Below are 16,134 nucleotides of genomic sequence, written 5' to 3'. Positions count from 1 at the left end.
TCGAGGATCCCGGGCCCTTCCGCGTTCCGTTTGCTTCCGGTGGTCAGAACCGGTCGAGGATGCCCTTGAGGAGGGCGGCGGAGGTCAGCTCCGCGGGGGCCGGGCCGGCGTGGAAGAAGCCGGCGTTCTCGGCGTCCAGCTTGCGCAGGAAGTCGAAGGCCTTGGCGTCGTGGTCGCCGAACGCGACGAACTGCCAGTGGATGCCGGGGGCGGCGGCCGCCGCGTCGGTGATGGCCTGGCGGGCCGGCTGGCGGTTGTCGGGGGCGCCGTCCGTCTGGAACACGACCAGGGCCGGGCCGGTGCCGCCGTCCTTCTGGTAGCGCTCGACGACCGCTTCCACGGCCACGTGGTAACTGGTGCGGCCCATCCGGCCGAGCTCGGCGTGGCGGGCCTCGACCCAGGTCGCGTCGTGCGCGTCGAGGGTCAGCTCGGCGGTGCCGTCGAGCTCGGTGGAGAAGAACACCGTGTGGACGGTGGCCTCCTCGTCCAGGTGCGCGGCCAGGGCGAGGGCGTGGTCGGCGAGGTGCTGGGCGCTGCCGTCCTTGTAGAAGCCGCGCATGGAGCCGGACCGGTCCAGCACGAGGTAGACCTTCGCGCGGGCCCCTGCCTTCCCCTTGGCCCGCAGGACCTGCCCGGCGGCCTTGTACGCCCCGGAGACCCCGGCGGCCCGCCGCCGGACCGCTGCCGCGGCGATGGCGGGTCCCTCCGCCGGGTCCGCCTGCGTGTCCGCCTGCGGCGACGCTCCGGGGGCTACGAGGGCCACGCCCTCGGGCTCCGGCTCGGCCTCCGGCTCCGCCTGGGCGGCGAGGGGCTCGGGCTCCGGCTCAGGCTCCGCGACGGGCTCGTCCTGCGCCTGCGGCGTGGTGGCTCCGGCGGCGACGGGCTCGGGCTCGGCCTCCGGCTCCGGTGTGGTGGCTTCGGCGGCGACGGGCTCCGGCTCCAGCGTGGTGGCTTCGGCGGCGACGGGCTCCGGCTCCGGCTCCAGCGTGGTGGCTTCGGCGGCGACGGGCTCCGGCTCCGGCTCCGGCGTGGTGGCTTCGGCGGCGACGGGCTCCGGCTCCGGCTCCGGTGTGGTGGCTTCGGCGGCGACGGGCTCCGGCTCCGGCTCCGGCGTGGTGGCTTCGGCGGCGACGGGCTCCGGCTCCGGCTGCGCGGCGACGGGCTCGGGCTCCGCTTCTGCGGCGGGTTCGGCCTCGGCCTGCGGCGCGGTGGCGGCCACCGGCTCCGGGTCCGCGTCGGCCTGCGGCTGCGGCGCGGGAGCCTCCGGCTCCGCGTCGGCCTGCGGCGGGGTGGCCTCGGCCGGGGCCTCCGGCTCCGCCTCTGCGGCGGGTTCGGGGTCGGCCCCGGCCTGCGGCGCGGTGTCTTCGGCGGCGGCGGCCGGCTCGGGCACGGCCTCGGCTTCGGGCTCCGGCTCGGCCGCGGCGGCGGCCTCGGGCGCGGCAGCGGTGTCCTCGGCCTCGGCGGTCGACTGCGCCGGCACGGTGGCGGAGGACGGGGGCTCCGGGGCCGCTGCTCCGGGGGTCGCGGGATCGCCCGTACCCTCCGAGGCCGCCGGAGGCGACGGACGGCGGGCCTCCGGGACCGTGGGGTCCGCCGTGGGGGCCGGGGCGGCCGGGGCGGCCGTGAGGACCGTACCCGGCTCGCGGTCGCGCGGCGCGGACTGCGGCGGGACCGTGGGGTTGTCGAAGGACGCCGCCACCAGCTCGGCCGCCACGTCCAAGGGCGTGCGTTCGGCCTGGCTCGGAAGGGCCGCCGAAGGGGCGTCCGCCGTCTCGGGGACCGGCTCCGCAGTCCGTCCGAACACCTTGCGCAACAAGCTCCGAATACCCATGGGCCAGGCCTTTCGCATGAGTGCGTGCGTCATTTGTCCGTGCTGTGCGGTTGATCCCTGCCCAGAGTGGACACGTAAGGTTATCGGCCCCTTGGCTGGAACTTCGGCAGGGGCGCCTTTCGTGGCGCCCGCCCGTCCACACAACCGGACCCCTTGTCCTAACTGCCCCTCCGCCGTGCCGGGTTCATCCACCGTTCATCCCCACGCCGCCGCATCGGCGCAACCCTTGCCTACCGTCGCGGCTGGATTCGTACCGACACGTCGTCGGCGCCGTGCACTTACCGGAGGACACCTCGTGCGCAAGCTCCTGCCGCTCATCGGCAACCCGCATGGCAGCGGCCGTTCCGCTCTCACCTGCCGCTACCGCTGCGGCGACGCATGCTTCCACGAGGTGCCCAACACCAGCGACAACGAGTACGTCGGCGACGTCATAGCCCGCGCCTACTCCCGCCGCTCGATGCTGCGCTCCGCCGCGATCGTCACCGTCGCGACGGCCGCCGGCACCGCCGTCACCCTCGGTGCGGGCGGCGGCCAGACCGCCAGCGCCGCCCCCTCCGCCGACGACGCCAAGCGTACGGGCGAGGCCGCCCGCGGCCTGCGCTTCAAGGCCGTCGCGCCGAACACCGACGACAAGGTCACCGTCCCCGAGGGCCACGAGCAGAACGTGGTGATCCGCTGGGGCGACCCGATCATCAAGGGCGCACCGGCGTTCAATTCGGACAAGCAGACCGCTGCCGCCCAGGCCGGTCAGTTCGGGTACAACAACGACTTCCTGAGCCTCCTCCCGCTCGGCGGCAAGTACGAGCGCCAGCAGCTGCTCGTGGCCAACCACGAGTACACGGACGAGAACCTCATGTTCCGCAACTACGACCCGGCCAACCCCACCCGCGAGCAGGTCGAGATCGCCTGGGCCGCGCACGGACTCGGCGTCGTCGTGGTCCAGGAGGACCACCGCTCCGGCAAGCTGACCGCGGTCAACCGCCACCAGCTCAACCGCCGCCTCACCGCGACCAGCGAGTTCAAGCTCTCCGGCCCGGTCGCCGGCAGCGCCCTGGTGAAGACCTCCGCCGACGCCACCGGCACCAAGGTCCTCGGCACCCTCAACAACTGCTCGGGCGGCACCACCCCGTGGGGCACCACCCTGCACGGCGAGGAGAACTTCAACCAGTACTTCGCCAACGCCGGGCAGGTCACCGACGCCACCCAGGCCGCCCGCCTCAAGCGCTACGGCGTGTCCACCGGCGCCACCGAGCGCAAGTGGGAGCGCTTCGACAAGCGCTTCGACGTGCTGCAGGAGCCCAACGAGCCGAACCGCTTCGGCTACGTCGTCGAGCTCGACCCGTACGACCCGAACTCCACCCCCCGCAAGCGCACCGCGCTCGGCCGCTTCAAGCACGAGGGCGCCCAGCCCCGCCTCACCGAGGACGGCCGTCCCGTCGTCTACATGGGCGACGACGAGCGCTTCGACTACTTCTACAAGTTCGTCTCCTCGAAGCAGATGAAGAAGGGCGACTCGCGCGCCGCGAAGGAGCACAACCTCACGCTGCTCGACGAGGGCACCCTCTACGTCGCCAAGCTGACCGGTGACTCCCCGGCCGCCGAGATCGACGGCTCCGGCAAGCTCCCCTCCGACGGCCGGTTCGACGGTTCCGGCGTCTGGATCAAGCTCGCCACCGCCTCCCCCTCCGGCAACGTCTCGCACGTCGAGGGCATGACCGCCGAGGAGGTGTTCGTCTTCACCCGCCAGGCCGGCGACAAGGTGGGCGCCACCAAGATGGACCGCCCCGAGGACATCGAGCCCTCGCCCCGCACCGGCCGCGTGTACGTGGTGCTGACCAACAACACCGACCGCGGCAAGGCCGGCAAGGCGGGCGCGGACGAGGCCAACCCGCGCAACCTGAACAAGCACGGCCAGATCCTGGAGCTCGCCGAGAACTTCGACGATCCGGCGGGCGACGGCTTCGCCTGGCGGCTGTTCCTGGTCGCCGGTGACCCGAACGACCAGGCCACCTACTTCGCGGGCTTCCCGAAGGACAAGGTCAGCCCGATCTCCTGCCCGGACAACGTCACCTTCGACCCGCACGGCAACCTGTGGATCTCGACCGACGGCAACCAGCTCGGCTCGCACGACGGCCTGTTCGGCGTCGCGACCGCCGGTGAGCGCCGCGGTGAGCTGAAGCAGTTCCTCACCGTCCCGCGCGGCGCCGAGACCTGCGGCCCGCTGGTCCAGGACAAGCGCGTGCTCGTCGCGGTCCAGCACCCGGGCGAGATCGACGGCGCGTCCGTCGAGAAGCCGCAGTCGGTGTGGCCCGACGGCCCGGGCAGGATCGTCCGCCCGGCCGTGGTGTCCGTGTGGCGCAAGGACGGCAAGAACATCGGCGTCTGATCCGCAGGCGGGCGGGGGTCACCCCGGCTCCGGCAGCCGGCCCACCGGCAGCCGGAGCGTCGTCAGCGCACCCCCGTCCGGGGCGTTGGCGAAGCCCAGCCCGATCTCCATCACCGCCGCCTGGCCCACCGCGATCGTCAGGCCCAGCCCGTGGCCGCGGCCGCGCCCGGGGTCCCCGGTGCGGAACCGCTTCGGGCCCTGTTCGATGAGCTCGGCGGGATAGCCGGAACCGTGGTCGCGGATCACCACCACCGGCCCCTCCACCGTCACCTCGACCGGCGGGCGCCCGTGCTTGTGGGCGTTGACCAGCAGGTTGGCCAGGATCCGGTCCAGGCGGCGGCGGTCGGTGAACACCACCGCGTCCCGCACGATCCGTACCTCGGCGGGCAGCCGGGTCCCGGCGACGGCCCGTTCCACGGCCCGGCCCAGCTCCACCTGGGCCAGGTCGGCCCGCTCCACCCCGGAATCCAGCCGGGAGATCTCCAGCAGGTCCTCGGTGAGCAGGTGCAGGGCCTTCAGCCGGTCGTTGATCATCTCCTTGGGCCGGCCCTCGGGCAGCAGCGAGGCGGCGGCCAGTGAACCGGTCAGCGGGGTGCGCAGCTCGTGCGCGACGTCGGCGGTGAACCGCTTCTCCGCCTCCAGCCGTTCCTGGAGCGAGGCGGCCATCGAGTCCAGCGCCTGTGCGACGTCCCGCACCTCGTCGTGGTAGCGGCGCGTTCCCGGTCCGGTGTCCGCGGGGAAGGCCACCCGGGCGTCGAGGTCCCCGGCGCTGATCCGGCGGGCGACGGCGGCGGTCGTGGTGAGCCGGCGGCTGATCCGGCCGGCGAGGAACACGCCGGCCAGGGCCACCACCCCGGCCGCGACCACCGAGGAGGCGAGGATCGCGGTGTCGACGTCGCGCAGCCGGTGGCGCGTGTTCGCGTACGGGATCCAGACCGCCAGGGCCTTCTGGTCGGCCGGCCCGGCGGCCCACATGACGGGCTTGCCGTCCTGGGTGCCGACCATGCTGCCGGTCCGTCCGCGGGCGACGAGCTCGCGCAGCGGGCGGGGCAGGCCGGGCGGGTCCAGGGCGACGTTCACGTCCCCGTGCGAGGTGCCGTACTCGTAGTGGCCGAGGGCGTGGTCGAGGTCCCGTTCGACCTCCTTGCGGACCTCGCCGACGACCTGCCGCGAGACCACGTTGTGCACCAGGATCCCCAGCGCGGCGGCCACCGTGCAGCACACCAGCGTGGTGGTGAGGGCGATCTTCCAGCGCAGGCTGCTCAGCGGGCGCATCGGGCCCGTCCCTCGCTCAGCGGGACGTCCGTGACGGCCGGGCAGTCGTCGAGGGTCAGCTGGGTCAGGCTCATGCTGCGTGCCTTCGGGTCCCACACGTAGTCGGAGACGGAGATGTAGGCGGGGTTCGAGGTCGGCTCGCGGACCGCCAGGTGCTCGGAGGCCACCTCCACCCCCTCCAGCACCCCGCGCCGGGCCAGGATCCGGGCGATCCTGCCGTCGTCCTGGACGGTGTAGACGCGCAGTTCGCCGACGCGGCCGTCCACGTCGAGGGCGGTGATCAGCTCGTCCTTGCCGTCCCCGGTCAGGTCGTGGAGGACGCCGGGGCGGACCGGGCAGTACGGGCCGCCGTCCACAGCCTGTGTGCAGAGCGCGAGCCGCTGGGCGGCCCGGGGGTCGACGAGCCGGCCGGTGCCGGCGTCCTCGGCGGTGGCGGAGGTGATGTCGGCCCGTACGACGGCCAGCGCGTCCACCCCGCGCATGCCCGGGCCGTCCGGCTCGGGGAGCCCGGGCACCACGGCGGCCGCCCCGGGCTGCTGACCGGGGCCCGGCGGATCGGGGTGGTAGTCCTTCCACAGGGTCTTGGGGGCGTGTGCGGTGCCCAGGTCGCCGGAACTGCGCAGCCCTTCCACGTCGGCGCAGCCGGCCGTGGCCGCCAGGAGGGCGGCGAGGGCCAGCGCGTGGGGGCTCCGCATGTACCGATGCTCCCCCGGCCCCGGCCTCCCGGCCCGGCCACTGCTCCATCCGGGGGTCCGCCGCCCGGCGAGGCTGAATCAGCCCCGTCGGCGTTTGAGGAGCGGGCGCGGTAGCCGTGCAGTGAGCGGCGCCGGCGCTGAGGCCTGGGGGTCCCCCCGGACGGAGTCCGGGGGAGGTTGAAGGGCGGGGAGGGGCCAGCCCCGCGCAGCGGCCAACGACCCGCACCCGACCCACCGGTCCCAGCCACCCGAACCGACCCCGCCCCGGCCCCGCCGGACGGAGTCCGGCGCAGCGGCGCGAAGCCGGGGAGGCCGCCTGCGGCCGAGCCGCGCGAGCGGCGCGTCAAGAAGGGGCGCGGCGCGTCAAGAAGGGGCGCGGCGCGTCAAGAAGGGGCGCGGCGCGTCAAGAAGGGGCGCGGCGCGTCAAGAAGGGGCGTCGGAGATGGCCCGGGCCGCCGCCAGTTCGTGGTGGACCGGGGCCAGGACGCTCGTCCCGGCGTCCTGCGGCGGTACGTCCACGCGGACCGGGGTGGGGCTGCTGCGGACGCGCTCGGCGAGTTCGCGGAGCTGCCGGGCGATCCGGTCGACCTCGCCTGCCGCGGGCGGATCGGCGCCGTGGTTGACGCGGACCCGGGCGGCGGTGGTGGCGTCCACGATGCGTTCCACGGCCACCACCAGTGGCCACCACGCGGCGGCCCGGTCCCCCGTCGGCGGCGGCTCGGTCAGGGCCCGCTGGAACTCGCTGCGCACCCCCGACAGGTCGCGGTAGATGCGGCGCCGGGCCTGGAGGCGGGACTGCCGGGCGGCGCGCAGCTCGGCGTCGTCCGCGACGGGGGCGAAGGCCCGCTCCACGTAGCGGGCGGCGTCGTCGACGGCGTCGGCGAGCCGGTCCCCGATGCGGGTGTGCCAGCTCTCGGGCCACAGCAGGTAGCCGGCGACCAGGACGATCGCGCAACCGATCAGGCTGTCGAGCAGCCGGGGCAGGATGAGGTCGAAGCCCTCGTGGTTGAGCTGGTCCGAGAGCAGCAGGATCACGGGGGTGATGGCCGCGGTCTGGAAGGCGTACCCCTTGGCGGAGAACACCGGGATCAGCGCGGCGAGCACCACCATCACCGGTACGTCCCACCAGCCGCGCGGCACCTCGGCGAGGACGGCGGCGGCGAGGACCAGCCCGGCCGCCGTGCCCAGGGCGCGCAGGACCGCGCGGGAGAAGACCGAGCCGAAGTCCGGTTTCAGGACGAAGGTGACGGTCAGGGCCACCCAGTAGGAGCGTTCCACCTCGATCAGGGAGACGAGGGACTGGGCGAGGCCGATGCACAGGGCCAGTCGCAGTCCGTACCGCCAGGAGGCCTCGGACAGCATCATGTCGCGCACCCCGCGCCGGGCCCGGACGCGCAGGGCGGCGGGCCGGCCGAGGCGGTCGTCGACGTTGTACGGGTCCGGTTCGGCGAGGTGGACGATGGCCGCCGCGTGCCGCAGCGCGGAGTCGATGGCCCGCTCGGACGGGGTGTGCGGGGCGGGCAGGGTGAGGACGGGAGTCCCGGTGCGGCCCTCCTCGACCGCCCCGGCCAGCTCCCGTACGGCCGCCGGGATCTCGGCGGGCAGCGGGCGGCCCCGCAGGTGGGCGGCGGGCGCGGCCTCCGCGAGCGGGATCAGCACGTTCAGCTGGGCCAGCATCCGCACCAGGGAGGGGCTGCGGCCGTGCACCCGGGCCCGGCGGCCGAGGACGAGGTCGTAGGCCTGGTTGAGGGCCTGGGTGACCTGGCGGCGGCGTTCGTCGTAGACGTCCTGGGGTCCGCCGCAGGCTTCCAGGGCGTCGGCCAGCGCCCGGTAGGTGGCCGCGACGGCGGCCCGTTCGGGCTGCCGTCCGCGCAGGGGCCAGGCCAGCAGGGTCAGCGCGAGGACGAACAGGCCGCCGGCGGTGAGCAGCAGCGGCGCGGTCCACCAGGGCTGGGGCATCGGCAGGCCCGCTCCGACGACGGCGTTGAGCAGGAGCAGCAGTCCGGACACGGAGGCGACCGTGCCGATCGAGGAGATCATCCCGGAGACGAGGGCGATGAGGGTGAGGACGGCGACGGCCAGCCAGCCGCGCCCGTAGACGAGGGTGCCCACGGCCACCCCGATGGCGCCGAAGGCCTGCGGGACGGCGATGTTCAGGACCCGCATCCGGTAGGCGTCGGCGGTGTCGCCGAACACCCCGGCGAGGGCGCCCATGGCGACGAGGGCGCCGTACTCGGGCTCGTCGAGGGCGAAGCCGACGGCGAGGGGGACGGCCATCGCGATCCCGGCGCGGGCGGCCGCCGCCCAGGGGACGGGCGCGCTGCTGGGCCGCAGTCCCGCGAGCAGCCAGGTGGGGGGAGCCAGGGGGTGGGGCCGGGGCCGCCCGGACGGTATGTGCTCGGTGCGTCGTTCGGTGGTCATTCCGCTTCCGTGTCGCCGCTCGCGAATCGGTCGTTCTGGGGAGTTCTGCGGAGGATGGGTACCTTCCGAGCTTATGGGGTGCGGCGTAGCCGGCCCACCAGCCATGCGGCCAGCGCGGTGGCCAGCCCGACGGCGAGGACCACCCAGGCGGTGGTCCGCAGGAAGGCGGTGAGCGCGTCGTACACGGCCGCGGCGGCGGGCCGGTCGACGTCGGAGGGCAGGTCGTCGAGCGTGATGCGGCGGCACACGCCCACCGCCGCCCACAGCAGTACGGCGCCGACCGCGAGCCCGGCGCCGGTGGCGAGGACGGCCCGCCGGCGCCGGACGGCGACGGCCACGGCCGCCACCGCGAGGAGCACGGTCAGTACGGGAAGCCAGACGCCGGCGATCTGGAGCACGTGGAACCCCTCCCGGAGCGCGCCGAGGTTGTCGTATTCCATGACCTTCACGGAGAGGTGGGTCTCCGGGATGCGGTCGGCGAAGGGCACGTCGTCCGCGATCAGTTCCTCTTTGACCTGCGCGATCACGGGTGCGAGGTCCACGGTGACGGCGTCCCCGTGACCGGTGTTCAGGGCGTCGAGGAAGGCGGTGTGCGCGGCGCGGTTGGCCGTCTCCCAGGCCGTCCGGTAGGCGGGGGTGCCGGTGAAGGAACGCAGGGCGTCGCCGAGGAGGGCGTCCACGGCGCCCTGGAAGGGGCCCGCGTCGATCTGCCCGGAGAGGGCACGGGTGGCCTGGTCGACGACCACCTCCTGCACGGCCGGGTCCTTGGCGAGCGGGGCCATGGCCGCGGTGTAGTGGTCGGCGTCGCCCAGCCGGCGGTCCGCCCAGTACGCGACCGCGCTCGCGGGTACGAGCAGGGCCACGAGCACGATGAGGGCCGCCGACAGGTAGGTGCGCACGTCACCAGGGAAAGCCGGGTGCGGTGCGGGGCGCCACCCCTGCTGCTGCGTCCGGGGGCCCGGATTCCCTCCGGGAGCGCGGTCCGCACCGTCCGGACGAGTGATCCACTTGCCGCTCCCGGGTGCCGGGTGTGCCCTTGAGGGTGGAAGAGAGGAGCCCCGCCATGGCACATGCGGCACCCACCGTCCCCCGGCGGCACCGCCCGATGGCGTCGGCGGACGCGGACCGGCACACCGACCGGAACCGCCTGACGCGCGCGCTGCTCATGGGCCTCGTCTACGGGGTCTGGGCGGCCTTCATCAAGCGCCAGATGGGCCCGGTCGACGCGGGCAACGTGTTCTACGGGATCCTGTGCGGCGCGATCTTCGCGGCGATCATGTTCACCCTCGCGAAGGTCGGCCCGAGGCTGAAGCGGGAGCTGCACGCCGCCGCGTACGGGGTCTTCGCCGGCATCGCCGCCGGCTACCTCCACAGCCTGACCAACGAGTCGGTGCTCAAGGCCACCGTCATCGGCCTGTTCGTGGGCCTCGGCGTCGGGCTCGGGGCCTTCTACCGGTACTACACGCGGGAGGACTGAGCCCGGCGGGCGGGACCGGCGCCGGTCCCCGCACCCACGGCGGGGTGCGGGGACCGGCGCCGTCGCCTGTCGTTACGCCGCCGAGCCGGCGGGCTGGTCCTGCTGCGGCTGCGGCTCCTCGCTCGCGGAACCGGACTCGGACTCGGACTCGGGCTCGGCGGTGGCGGGCTGCGGGACGGTCCGGTCGGCGCGGGTCCGGTCCGGGCGCGGGCGGTCCTGGCCCTCCTTCCGGGCCGGCGGGGAGAAGCGGGCGGCCTCGGCGCGGATCATGGCGTTCAGGGCGGCGTACGGGTCGATGGGCATGGCGGAACCTCACGGTGCTTCGGGGGTGTGGGGGGGTTGCGTACGCTGCTCGGCCCGCTCAGCAGCGCAGGACCACACTCCGTACCGTCCGGCCGGACAGGGCCGGTTCGGCCGCCCCGTGGGGGGCCACGCGGGCGGGTTCGCCCGCGTGTTTCACGTGAAACATCCGGGGTGTCAGATGGCGTACGGCCGGCGCCGCGCGTTCGACCGTACGCAGTGCCGAGCGGCCTACGGGATCCCCGGCCGGCTCCGACTGTCCCTCGGTGGGATCGGCGGGCGCCGAGGAGGCGGGGCGGGGCTCCGCGCCGGCCGTGGCCGTGGCCGCCGGACCGACGCCGAACAGGCACAGGAGAGCCACGCAGGCCACCGTCAGGGCCCGCGTCAGCGCCGTCCGCGCGCACCGCGCACCGTTCATGGGGCCTGCATGCCCCGACACGCCGGGCAACTTTCCGCGGACGCCCGAGAAGCCCCCGACCGGGGGACGAAGACACCCCCCACGGATGACTCAGCCGCTGCGCAGCGGCCCCGTCAGCCGGGCCAGTACGGAGGTCTCGCCGCTGACCAGCCGCAGCCGGGCGAGGCCGGTGTCCCCGGCCGGCGCCGTGACCGCGTGGGGGGAGACCCGCTCGACGGTGAACACCGCCGTACGGTGGTCCGCGCGCGGGATCTCGATGACACGGCCCCGCCGCAGTCCGGCGAGCGGCAGCCCGTCGCCGGTGACCACGGCGGTGCCGGCGGAGCCGGGAGCGGGGCCCCCGGTGTCCCAGCCGGCCTCGCCCCCACCGTCCCGCGGGCCCCTCGCCAGCGGGAGGTCCACGCCCAGACTGGGGATGCGCAGCCGCAGCGGCCGTGATGCCCGCATCGGCGGCGCGGACACCGTCCGGCGGTCCGCGCCGGGACCGTGCGCTCCGGACTGCTCCAGCCCGCGTACGAGCCGGCGGTGCCCGGACAGGCCCAGGGCCCGCGAGGGCAGCGCGTCGGTGACGCTCGCGGCGGCGGGCTCCGCGCCCGCGCTGCTGCGCAACAGGGCGACACCGGTGCAGAGCAGAGTGACCGTCAGCGCGGCGGCGGCCCACTGGGCGCGGGACATGGCGTTCCTCCTGTCCGGCTCGGGCGGCCGGTTCCTGGAAGCAGTGGACCGCTCCCCGTCCACCCGTACATCGCCGCCCGCAGGGGAAATGACGGCGCGTCACGTGCTCTCCGGGTCCTGGCGTCCGTGTCCTCCCAGCTGGCGGCGGGTGCGCGGGCGGTACACGCCCGGTCGGGCTGCTACCCCCGAACGGGTGAGGAGGTGACACCTCCCTGGAGCGGCCGGGCCGGCCAGTCCAGCAGGCGCGCGCCGATCACGGCCGTCTGGAGGGTGTACCGCTGCACGGGGTCCCCCGGGTCGGTCCCCGTCAGCCGGTGGATCCGCTCCAGCCGGTAGGTCAGCGCCCGCACGCTGAGGTTCAGCCGCCGGGCCGCCTCCGCGGCCACGCACCCCGAATCGAAGTACGCGGTCAGGGTGTCCAGCAGCGGTGCCGCCCCGCCGCGCCCGGCCCGCAGCGGCCCCAGCGCGGCCAGCACCAGCTCGGCCATCGCCTCCCGGTCGCGGGTCAGCACCGGGAAGACCAGCAGGTCGGCGGCGCGCAGCAGCGGGCCCCCGAGTCCGAGCCGGTCCGCGACGCCGAGCGCGTCCAGGGCTTCCGCGTACGAGGTCGCGGCCCCGGCCGCGCTGGGGTGCGGGCGTCCGAGCGCGACGAGCCCCCGTCCTTCGGACTCCGCGTGCGCCAGCCGGGCGAAGCGCACTGGTATCTCGTCCCGCCGGCCCGGTGCCACGCAGACCAGCCGCCCGTCCTTGGTGGCGAGCAGGAAGTCCCGGTCCCCGAAGCACCCGGCCAGGGCCGACTGGAGCCGGCGTTGCTCCGGGCCCCCGTCCTCGTACGGCACGGGGCCGTGCGCGACGGCCACGGCGTGCGCCGGTGCCGGGTCCATCCCGAAGCGGGCGGCGCGTTCGCCGAGGCGGCCGGGGTCGCCTCCGCCGAGCAGCAGGTCGTCGACGAACTCCCGGCGGGCGGCCGCTTCCCGGTGCGCGGCCGGCCCGTGGGCCCGCTCGTACCCCTCGGTGAAGGCGTCCACGGCCTGCTCCACCACCGCGAGCACGTGGTCGGGGGCGAGGCGTCCGCCGATGGCGGTGCGGGTGGCGGCGAGGTGTGCGCCGATGAGGCTCCGCAGCCCGTATCCGGCCCCGGCGGCCTGCTCGCCGAGCGCGCGGCGGGCGTCGAGCTCCTCGCGGCCGGGGCGCCGGCCGGTGGCCGAGGCGTCCGCGAGCATGCGTACGTACCCGTCCAGGTACTCCTCGGGTATGTCCCGCCCTGACTCCACACCAACTCCTCGGTCGGCTCCGCTCGAACGAACCGCCATTCTCCCCCGCACCAAGATCAACTCGACCGGGAGGGCGGCGGGCGGCGGGAAGGGGGCTGGAGCCGAGGAGGGGTCAGACCACCACCAGCGCCACCGCCGCCGCCCCCATGAGGGCGGCGGCGAGGTGCATCACGGGGTGGCCGTAGTCCCCGAACCAGAGCTGCCGGGCCAGCCCGCCGAGGGCGGCCAGGGCGCTGATGACGCCGATCTGGGCGAGGAGGGTGGCGGCGGTGAAGGGGGCCAGGACCAGCAGTACCGAGTTCAGCCAGAACGGCGCGGCGCCGGTCCAGCCCCGCCATTCCCGGATCGCGTACTGCATCGCCGGATCCCACCTCCACACCTGTCACATGCGCAACAGGCGTCGCGCTCAACTCATTGGCTGTACAGCCTCCTTGGGTGCGGCGGACGGGGCAAGAGCGCGTTCGGCTAGAAAACCGAAGGCCAGGCCGAAAGTCGTCCACAGCGCTGCCTGGATGGCCAGCGACGCGAGACGGAACTGCCAGATCAGCGCGGCCGGGAAGTCGGCGGGCACCTCGTTGATCCCGGGCAGCAGCGCGTACGAGACGCCCACCGCCGCCACGAAGGCCAGCGAGGCCGCCACCGAGGCGTTCCAGTTGCCCAGGCGCGGCGCGAGCCGCCGCCCCAGGATCAGCGCGGCGGCCGCCAGCAGCCCGCTCAGGGCGATCATCAGCAGGTAGAGGGCGGTCCGCCGGGCGGCCGTGTCGGGGTCCCCGACGGCCGGCGGGTTGGCGGGGTACTTGAAGAACGGCACCAGGGTCACGGTGACGAACAGGGCACCGGTGACCAGGGCCGCCGTGGCCCGGGCGCCGAAGCGCCCGATCCGGCCCAGGGCGAAGCAGTAGACGAGCGCGGCGATGCCGCCGAGGGCGGCCCCGTACAGCAGGACGCCGGTGCCGAGGCCGGCCGTGGCCTGGAGGGCCCGGCTGACCGGAGCGTCCTCGGCGCCGTGGTCATGGCCGGCCGCGAGGTGGCCGGCCTCCTCGATGGCGATCGCCGCGTCCACCTTGGACTCGCCGAGGAGGTACGCGACGAGGAAGGCGGCGACGCCCGCGAGCAGGCCGGCCAGCATGCCCCGCACCAGAAGGACGCGGGGGGAGACGGTGTTCACGCATGAACCCCTTGGTGATCGTGAGGGAGATCGGAAGGGGGTCAGTGGCAGGGGAAACCGAGCAGGTGGCGGCCGTCGTGCAGCCACTCGTGGACGGTCTCGCCCTGGAAGACGGCGGTGGCACCCTGCTCGATGCCGACGAAGTACAGCAGGACGAGGGCCAGGACCGCGGCGAAGGCGGCCCAGGGAGCCAGCGCTGAAAGGGAGATGGGGGCGACGGCGGCGGGCGCCGAAGCGGACACGGCGGTGTGGGCCATTGCAGAACCTCCAGGGGGAACACGCGTCCCGGTCAGTGGTGCTCTGTTCGAAGGAGGCGGGTCTGACTTCCCTCCCCGGGTGCCGCGGGAGGATTCACAGTGGCGCGACCGTGCCGGATTCTCACCGGTGCTTCCGTCATACCTTCGTCATGTCGTCCGAGACCGTACCGCGCCCCTGGCTTGAACACCACGGCGCGTGGCCGACGTTTCACGCCCTGGGCGTGCGCTCTACGCTCCCCGCATGCCATCCGTACGCGTACACCTCGCCACACCCCCGCTCGACGACGCCGCCCGCCAGGGGCGGTTCGGGTACGGGGAGCCGTGCCCCGGCCACCCGGGCCTGGCCGGGCCCGCCATGGGGGACTGGGCGGGCCGGACCCTCGAAGAGGTGGCCGCCGAGGACCCGGAGGGCATCCGGCGCTGGCTCACGGACCCGCGGTACGCGCCCCCGGGCGGCGGGGAGCCGGTGGCGGCGCTGATCACCCGGACGGGTGAGTACCTGGCGGGCCTGGGCCCCGGCAGGCACCACGCGGTGGTCGCGCAGGCCGTCGTACGGGCGGCGGTGGTGGCCGTGCTGGAGCTGCCGGCCGCGGCCTTCTGGCGGCTCGACGTGCGGCCGGACACCGTGACGTCCCTCAGCGGGCGCGCGGGCCGCTGGAACCTCCTCGTGGGACAGCCCCGGTAGCCGCGGCCGGGAACGCCGGACGAGCGGGAACGCCGAACGGCCGGGAACGCCGGACGGCCCGGACCCCGCGACGCGGTCCGGGCCGAACGGAACGGCTGGGGCGGTGGACCTAGGCCGTGATCCAGTCCGAGGTCGCGATGACCGGCTGTACGCCGTCACGGTGGACGGTGCCCTCGATCAGGCCGTACATGCGGTCCGCGGCGAAGTAGACCTCGTTGTCGTTCTTGAGGCCGAAGGGCTCCAGGTCGACGAGGAAGTGGTGCTTGTTGGGCAGGTTGAGGCGGACCTCGTTGACCTTGGGGCAGTTGTCCAGCACCCGCTCGGCCATCTGGTTCAGGGTCTGCTGGAGCGAGTAGGAGTACGTCTCCGCGAAGGCCTCCAGCATGTGCTTGCGGACCTTCTTGTACGACTGGTCCCAGTCGTACGCGGCGTCGTCGCCGGCCAGCGCCGAGTGCGCCCAGCGGGAGGTGACCTTGGTCGCCAGGATGCGGTCGTACGCCTCCTGGAGGGTCGTGTACTTGTCCTTGATGAATCCGTGGAACTCGGAGTTGGTCGAGTTCATCACCGTCAGGTCCTTCAGACCCGAGATGACCTGGAGACCGGTGGTCTCGCTGTAGGTGATCTGCGCGGTGCGCACCTCCTGGCCCTTGCGGACGAAGGAGTGCTGCTCCTTGCGGGTCGGGACGGGGATCCGCTCCCAGGCGAACTCCTCGATGCGGATCTGCGCCTCGCGGATCGGGGCCTGAGAGGAGACGAAGTGCTTGGCGAGGAGGATGCCGAAGGCCTCGGGGGAGGCGATGCCGTGCTCCTTGCCGAAGGCGTACACCGTGTTCTTGGTGGTGTCGGTCGGCAGGCAGTTGGCGTTGTCACCCGTCAGGTGGACGTCGCGGAACTCGCCGCGCAGCGCGACCGAGACGTTCAGGTCGCGGATCTCGGCCCAGGAGCCGTCGCTGCCCTTGCGGGTCACCACGACGATGCGGTTCTCGGCCTTGCCGTACTGGTTCTGGCCCAGGACGTGCTTGCTCATGCTGTCTTCCTTCGGGTACTCGGGAACACGGAGTCCGTTGTTCTGGATCCCGTACGCCCGGCGTCCAGCGCCCGCCCTCCTGGAGGACGTCCCGCTCCCCGCCGTTCGGCCCCGGAGGACCGCCCCGGGACTGACGTGCATCCCGGTCCGTAGGTGCTGATTCGTACTGAAGTACTGACGGGATTGCACCATGTGTACGGCGGGGTGACCACCGCACGGAACATCCGAACACCAGCACCCACGGA

General features: G+C 74.1%; 15 protein-coding genes. 3 read left to right on the top strand and 12 right to left on the bottom strand.

Annotated features, from left to right (window positions below; all coding sequences use genetic code 11):
- Positions 1-43 precede the first annotated feature (43 nt).
- A complete protein-coding gene (locus ACZ518_RS16880) occupies positions 44-1,831 on the bottom strand; it encodes a VWA domain-containing protein (RefSeq protein ID WP_469113794.1) in 1,788 nt (595 codons plus the stop codon).
- Positions 1,832-2,126: 295 nt separating this feature from the next.
- Between ACZ518_RS16880 and ACZ518_RS16875 the strand changes: the two genes are divergently transcribed.
- On the top strand, positions 2,127-4,217 hold the full coding sequence (locus tag ACZ518_RS16875; protein WP_469113793.1) for a PhoX family protein: 2,091 nt from the start codon (positions 2,127-2,129) through the stop codon (positions 4,215-4,217).
- 18 nt (positions 4,218-4,235) lie between these two features.
- On the opposite strand, the gene ACZ518_RS16870 is transcribed toward ACZ518_RS16875, so the two are convergent.
- The 4 genes from ACZ518_RS16870 to ACZ518_RS16855 all read right to left on the bottom strand — a co-directional run bounded on the left by ACZ518_RS16870 (position 4,236) and on the right by ACZ518_RS16855 (position 9,507).
- Positions 4,236-5,492: an ATP-binding protein gene (locus ACZ518_RS16870; protein WP_469113792.1), complete on the bottom strand. Its 1,257-nt coding sequence runs from the start codon at positions 5,490-5,492 to the stop codon at positions 4,236-4,238.
- The gene (locus ACZ518_RS16865; protein ID WP_469113791.1) at positions 5,480-6,187 is read right to left on the bottom strand and encodes a hypothetical protein; all 708 of its coding nucleotides are present in this window, start codon (positions 6,185-6,187) and stop codon (positions 5,480-5,482) included. The genes ACZ518_RS16870 and ACZ518_RS16865 overlap by 13 nt, the downstream gene beginning before the upstream one ends.
- 423 nt (positions 6,188-6,610) lie before the next feature.
- Positions 6,611-8,608, bottom strand: coding sequence for an FUSC family protein (locus ACZ518_RS16860; protein ID WP_469113790.1), 1,998 nt, complete (start codon positions 8,606-8,608; stop codon positions 6,611-6,613).
- Positions 8,609-8,679: 71 nt separating this feature from the next.
- Positions 8,680-9,507 carry a hypothetical protein gene (locus ACZ518_RS16855; protein ID WP_469113789.1) on the bottom strand — a complete coding sequence of 276 codons (828 nt, stop codon included), beginning with the start codon at positions 9,505-9,507 and terminating at the stop codon, positions 8,680-8,682.
- Between the two features lie 164 nt (positions 9,508-9,671).
- Here ACZ518_RS16855 and ACZ518_RS16850 point away from each other — a divergent pair, with 164 nt between their 5' ends.
- Positions 9,672-10,085 (top strand): hypothetical protein, encoded by a 414-nt coding sequence (locus tag ACZ518_RS16850; RefSeq protein ID WP_469113788.1) that lies wholly within the window; start codon positions 9,672-9,674, stop codon positions 10,083-10,085.
- Between the two features lie 72 nt (positions 10,086-10,157).
- On the opposite strand, the gene ACZ518_RS16845 is transcribed toward ACZ518_RS16850, so the two are convergent.
- From ACZ518_RS16845 to ACZ518_RS16820, 6 genes are all read right to left on the bottom strand, one after another.
- Positions 10,158-10,388 carry a hypothetical protein gene (locus ACZ518_RS16845; protein WP_469113787.1) on the bottom strand — a complete coding sequence of 77 codons (231 nt, stop codon included), beginning with the start codon at positions 10,386-10,388 and terminating at the stop codon, positions 10,158-10,160.
- A 505-nt stretch (positions 10,389-10,893) separates the two neighbouring features.
- Complete coding sequence (locus ACZ518_RS16840; RefSeq protein ID WP_469113786.1) at positions 10,894-11,478, bottom strand: class F sortase; 585 nt, start codon at positions 11,476-11,478, stop codon at positions 10,894-10,896.
- Positions 11,479-11,657: 179 nt separating this feature from the next.
- Positions 11,658-12,701, bottom strand: coding sequence for a PucR family transcriptional regulator (locus tag ACZ518_RS16835; protein ID WP_469114010.1), 1,044 nt, complete (start codon positions 12,699-12,701; stop codon positions 11,658-11,660).
- A gap of 163 nt (positions 12,702-12,864) precedes the next feature.
- Positions 12,865-13,110 carry a hypothetical protein gene (locus ACZ518_RS16830; protein WP_285343695.1) on the bottom strand — a complete coding sequence of 82 codons (246 nt, stop codon included), beginning with the start codon at positions 13,108-13,110 and terminating at the stop codon, positions 12,865-12,867.
- Positions 13,111-13,158: 48 nt separating this feature from the next.
- On the bottom strand, positions 13,159-13,920 hold the full coding sequence (locus ACZ518_RS16825; RefSeq protein ID WP_469113785.1) for a CbtA family protein: 762 nt from the start codon (positions 13,918-13,920) through the stop codon (positions 13,159-13,161).
- 41 nt (positions 13,921-13,961) lie between these two features.
- The gene (locus ACZ518_RS16820; protein WP_125813272.1) at positions 13,962-14,177 is read right to left on the bottom strand and encodes a CbtB domain-containing protein; all 216 of its coding nucleotides are present in this window, start codon (positions 14,175-14,177) and stop codon (positions 13,962-13,964) included.
- 241 nt (positions 14,178-14,418) lie between these two features.
- On the opposite strand from ACZ518_RS16820, the gene ACZ518_RS16815 reads away from it, so the two are divergent.
- Complete coding sequence (locus ACZ518_RS16815; protein ID WP_469113784.1) at positions 14,419-14,862, top strand: histidine phosphatase family protein; 444 nt, start codon at positions 14,419-14,421, stop codon at positions 14,860-14,862.
- Between the two features lie 109 nt (positions 14,863-14,971).
- Here the strand turns inward: ACZ518_RS16815 and pucL are convergent, their stop codons facing one another.
- The gene (gene pucL, locus ACZ518_RS16810) at positions 14,972-15,889 is read right to left on the bottom strand and encodes a factor-independent urate hydroxylase (RefSeq protein ID WP_469113783.1); all 918 of its coding nucleotides are present in this window, start codon (positions 15,887-15,889) and stop codon (positions 14,972-14,974) included.
- Positions 15,890-16,134: the final 245 nt, after the last annotated feature.

It is taken from the genome of Streptomyces sp. NPDC033966, from assembly GCF_055575955.1.
This window is presented reverse-complemented; position numbering and strand designations above follow the sequence as displayed.

Excerpts from the sequence above, each read along its gene's own strand:
- pucL (WP_469113783.1), bottom strand. The coding sequence starts at position 15,889 with ATGAGCAAGCACGTCCTGGGCCAGAACCAGTACGGCAAGGCCGAGAAC.
- ACZ518_RS16870 (WP_469113792.1), bottom strand. The coding sequence starts at position 5,492 with ATGCGCCCGCTGAGCAGCCTGCGCTGGAAGATCGCCCTCACCACCACG.
- ACZ518_RS16860 (WP_469113790.1), bottom strand. The coding sequence starts at position 8,608 with ATGACCACCGAACGACGCACCGAGCACATACCGTCCGGGCGGCCCCGG.
- ACZ518_RS16820 (WP_125813272.1), bottom strand. The coding sequence starts at position 14,177 with ATGGCCCACACCGCCGTGTCCGCTTCGGCGCCCGCCGCCGTCGCCCCC.
- ACZ518_RS16845 (WP_469113787.1), bottom strand. The coding sequence starts at position 10,388 with ATGCCCATCGACCCGTACGCCGCCCTGAACGCCATGATCCGCGCCGAG.
- ACZ518_RS16830 (WP_285343695.1), bottom strand. The coding sequence starts at position 13,110 with ATGCAGTACGCGATCCGGGAATGGCGGGGCTGGACCGGCGCCGCGCCG.
- ACZ518_RS16835 (WP_469114010.1), bottom strand. The coding sequence starts at position 12,701 with ATGCTCGCGGACGCCTCGGCCACCGGCCGGCGCCCCGGCCGCGAGGAG.
- ACZ518_RS16880 (WP_469113794.1), bottom strand. The coding sequence starts at position 1,831 with ATGGGTATTCGGAGCTTGTTGCGCAAGGTGTTCGGACGGACTGCGGAG.
- ACZ518_RS16815 (WP_469113784.1), top strand. The coding sequence starts at position 14,419 with ATGCCATCCGTACGCGTACACCTCGCCACACCCCCGCTCGACGACGCC.
- ACZ518_RS16840 (WP_469113786.1), bottom strand. The coding sequence starts at position 11,478 with ATGTCCCGCGCCCAGTGGGCCGCCGCCGCGCTGACGGTCACTCTGCTC.
- ACZ518_RS16865 (WP_469113791.1), bottom strand. The coding sequence starts at position 6,187 with ATGCGGAGCCCCCACGCGCTGGCCCTCGCCGCCCTCCTGGCGGCCACG.
- ACZ518_RS16850 (WP_469113788.1), top strand. The coding sequence starts at position 9,672 with ATGGCACATGCGGCACCCACCGTCCCCCGGCGGCACCGCCCGATGGCG.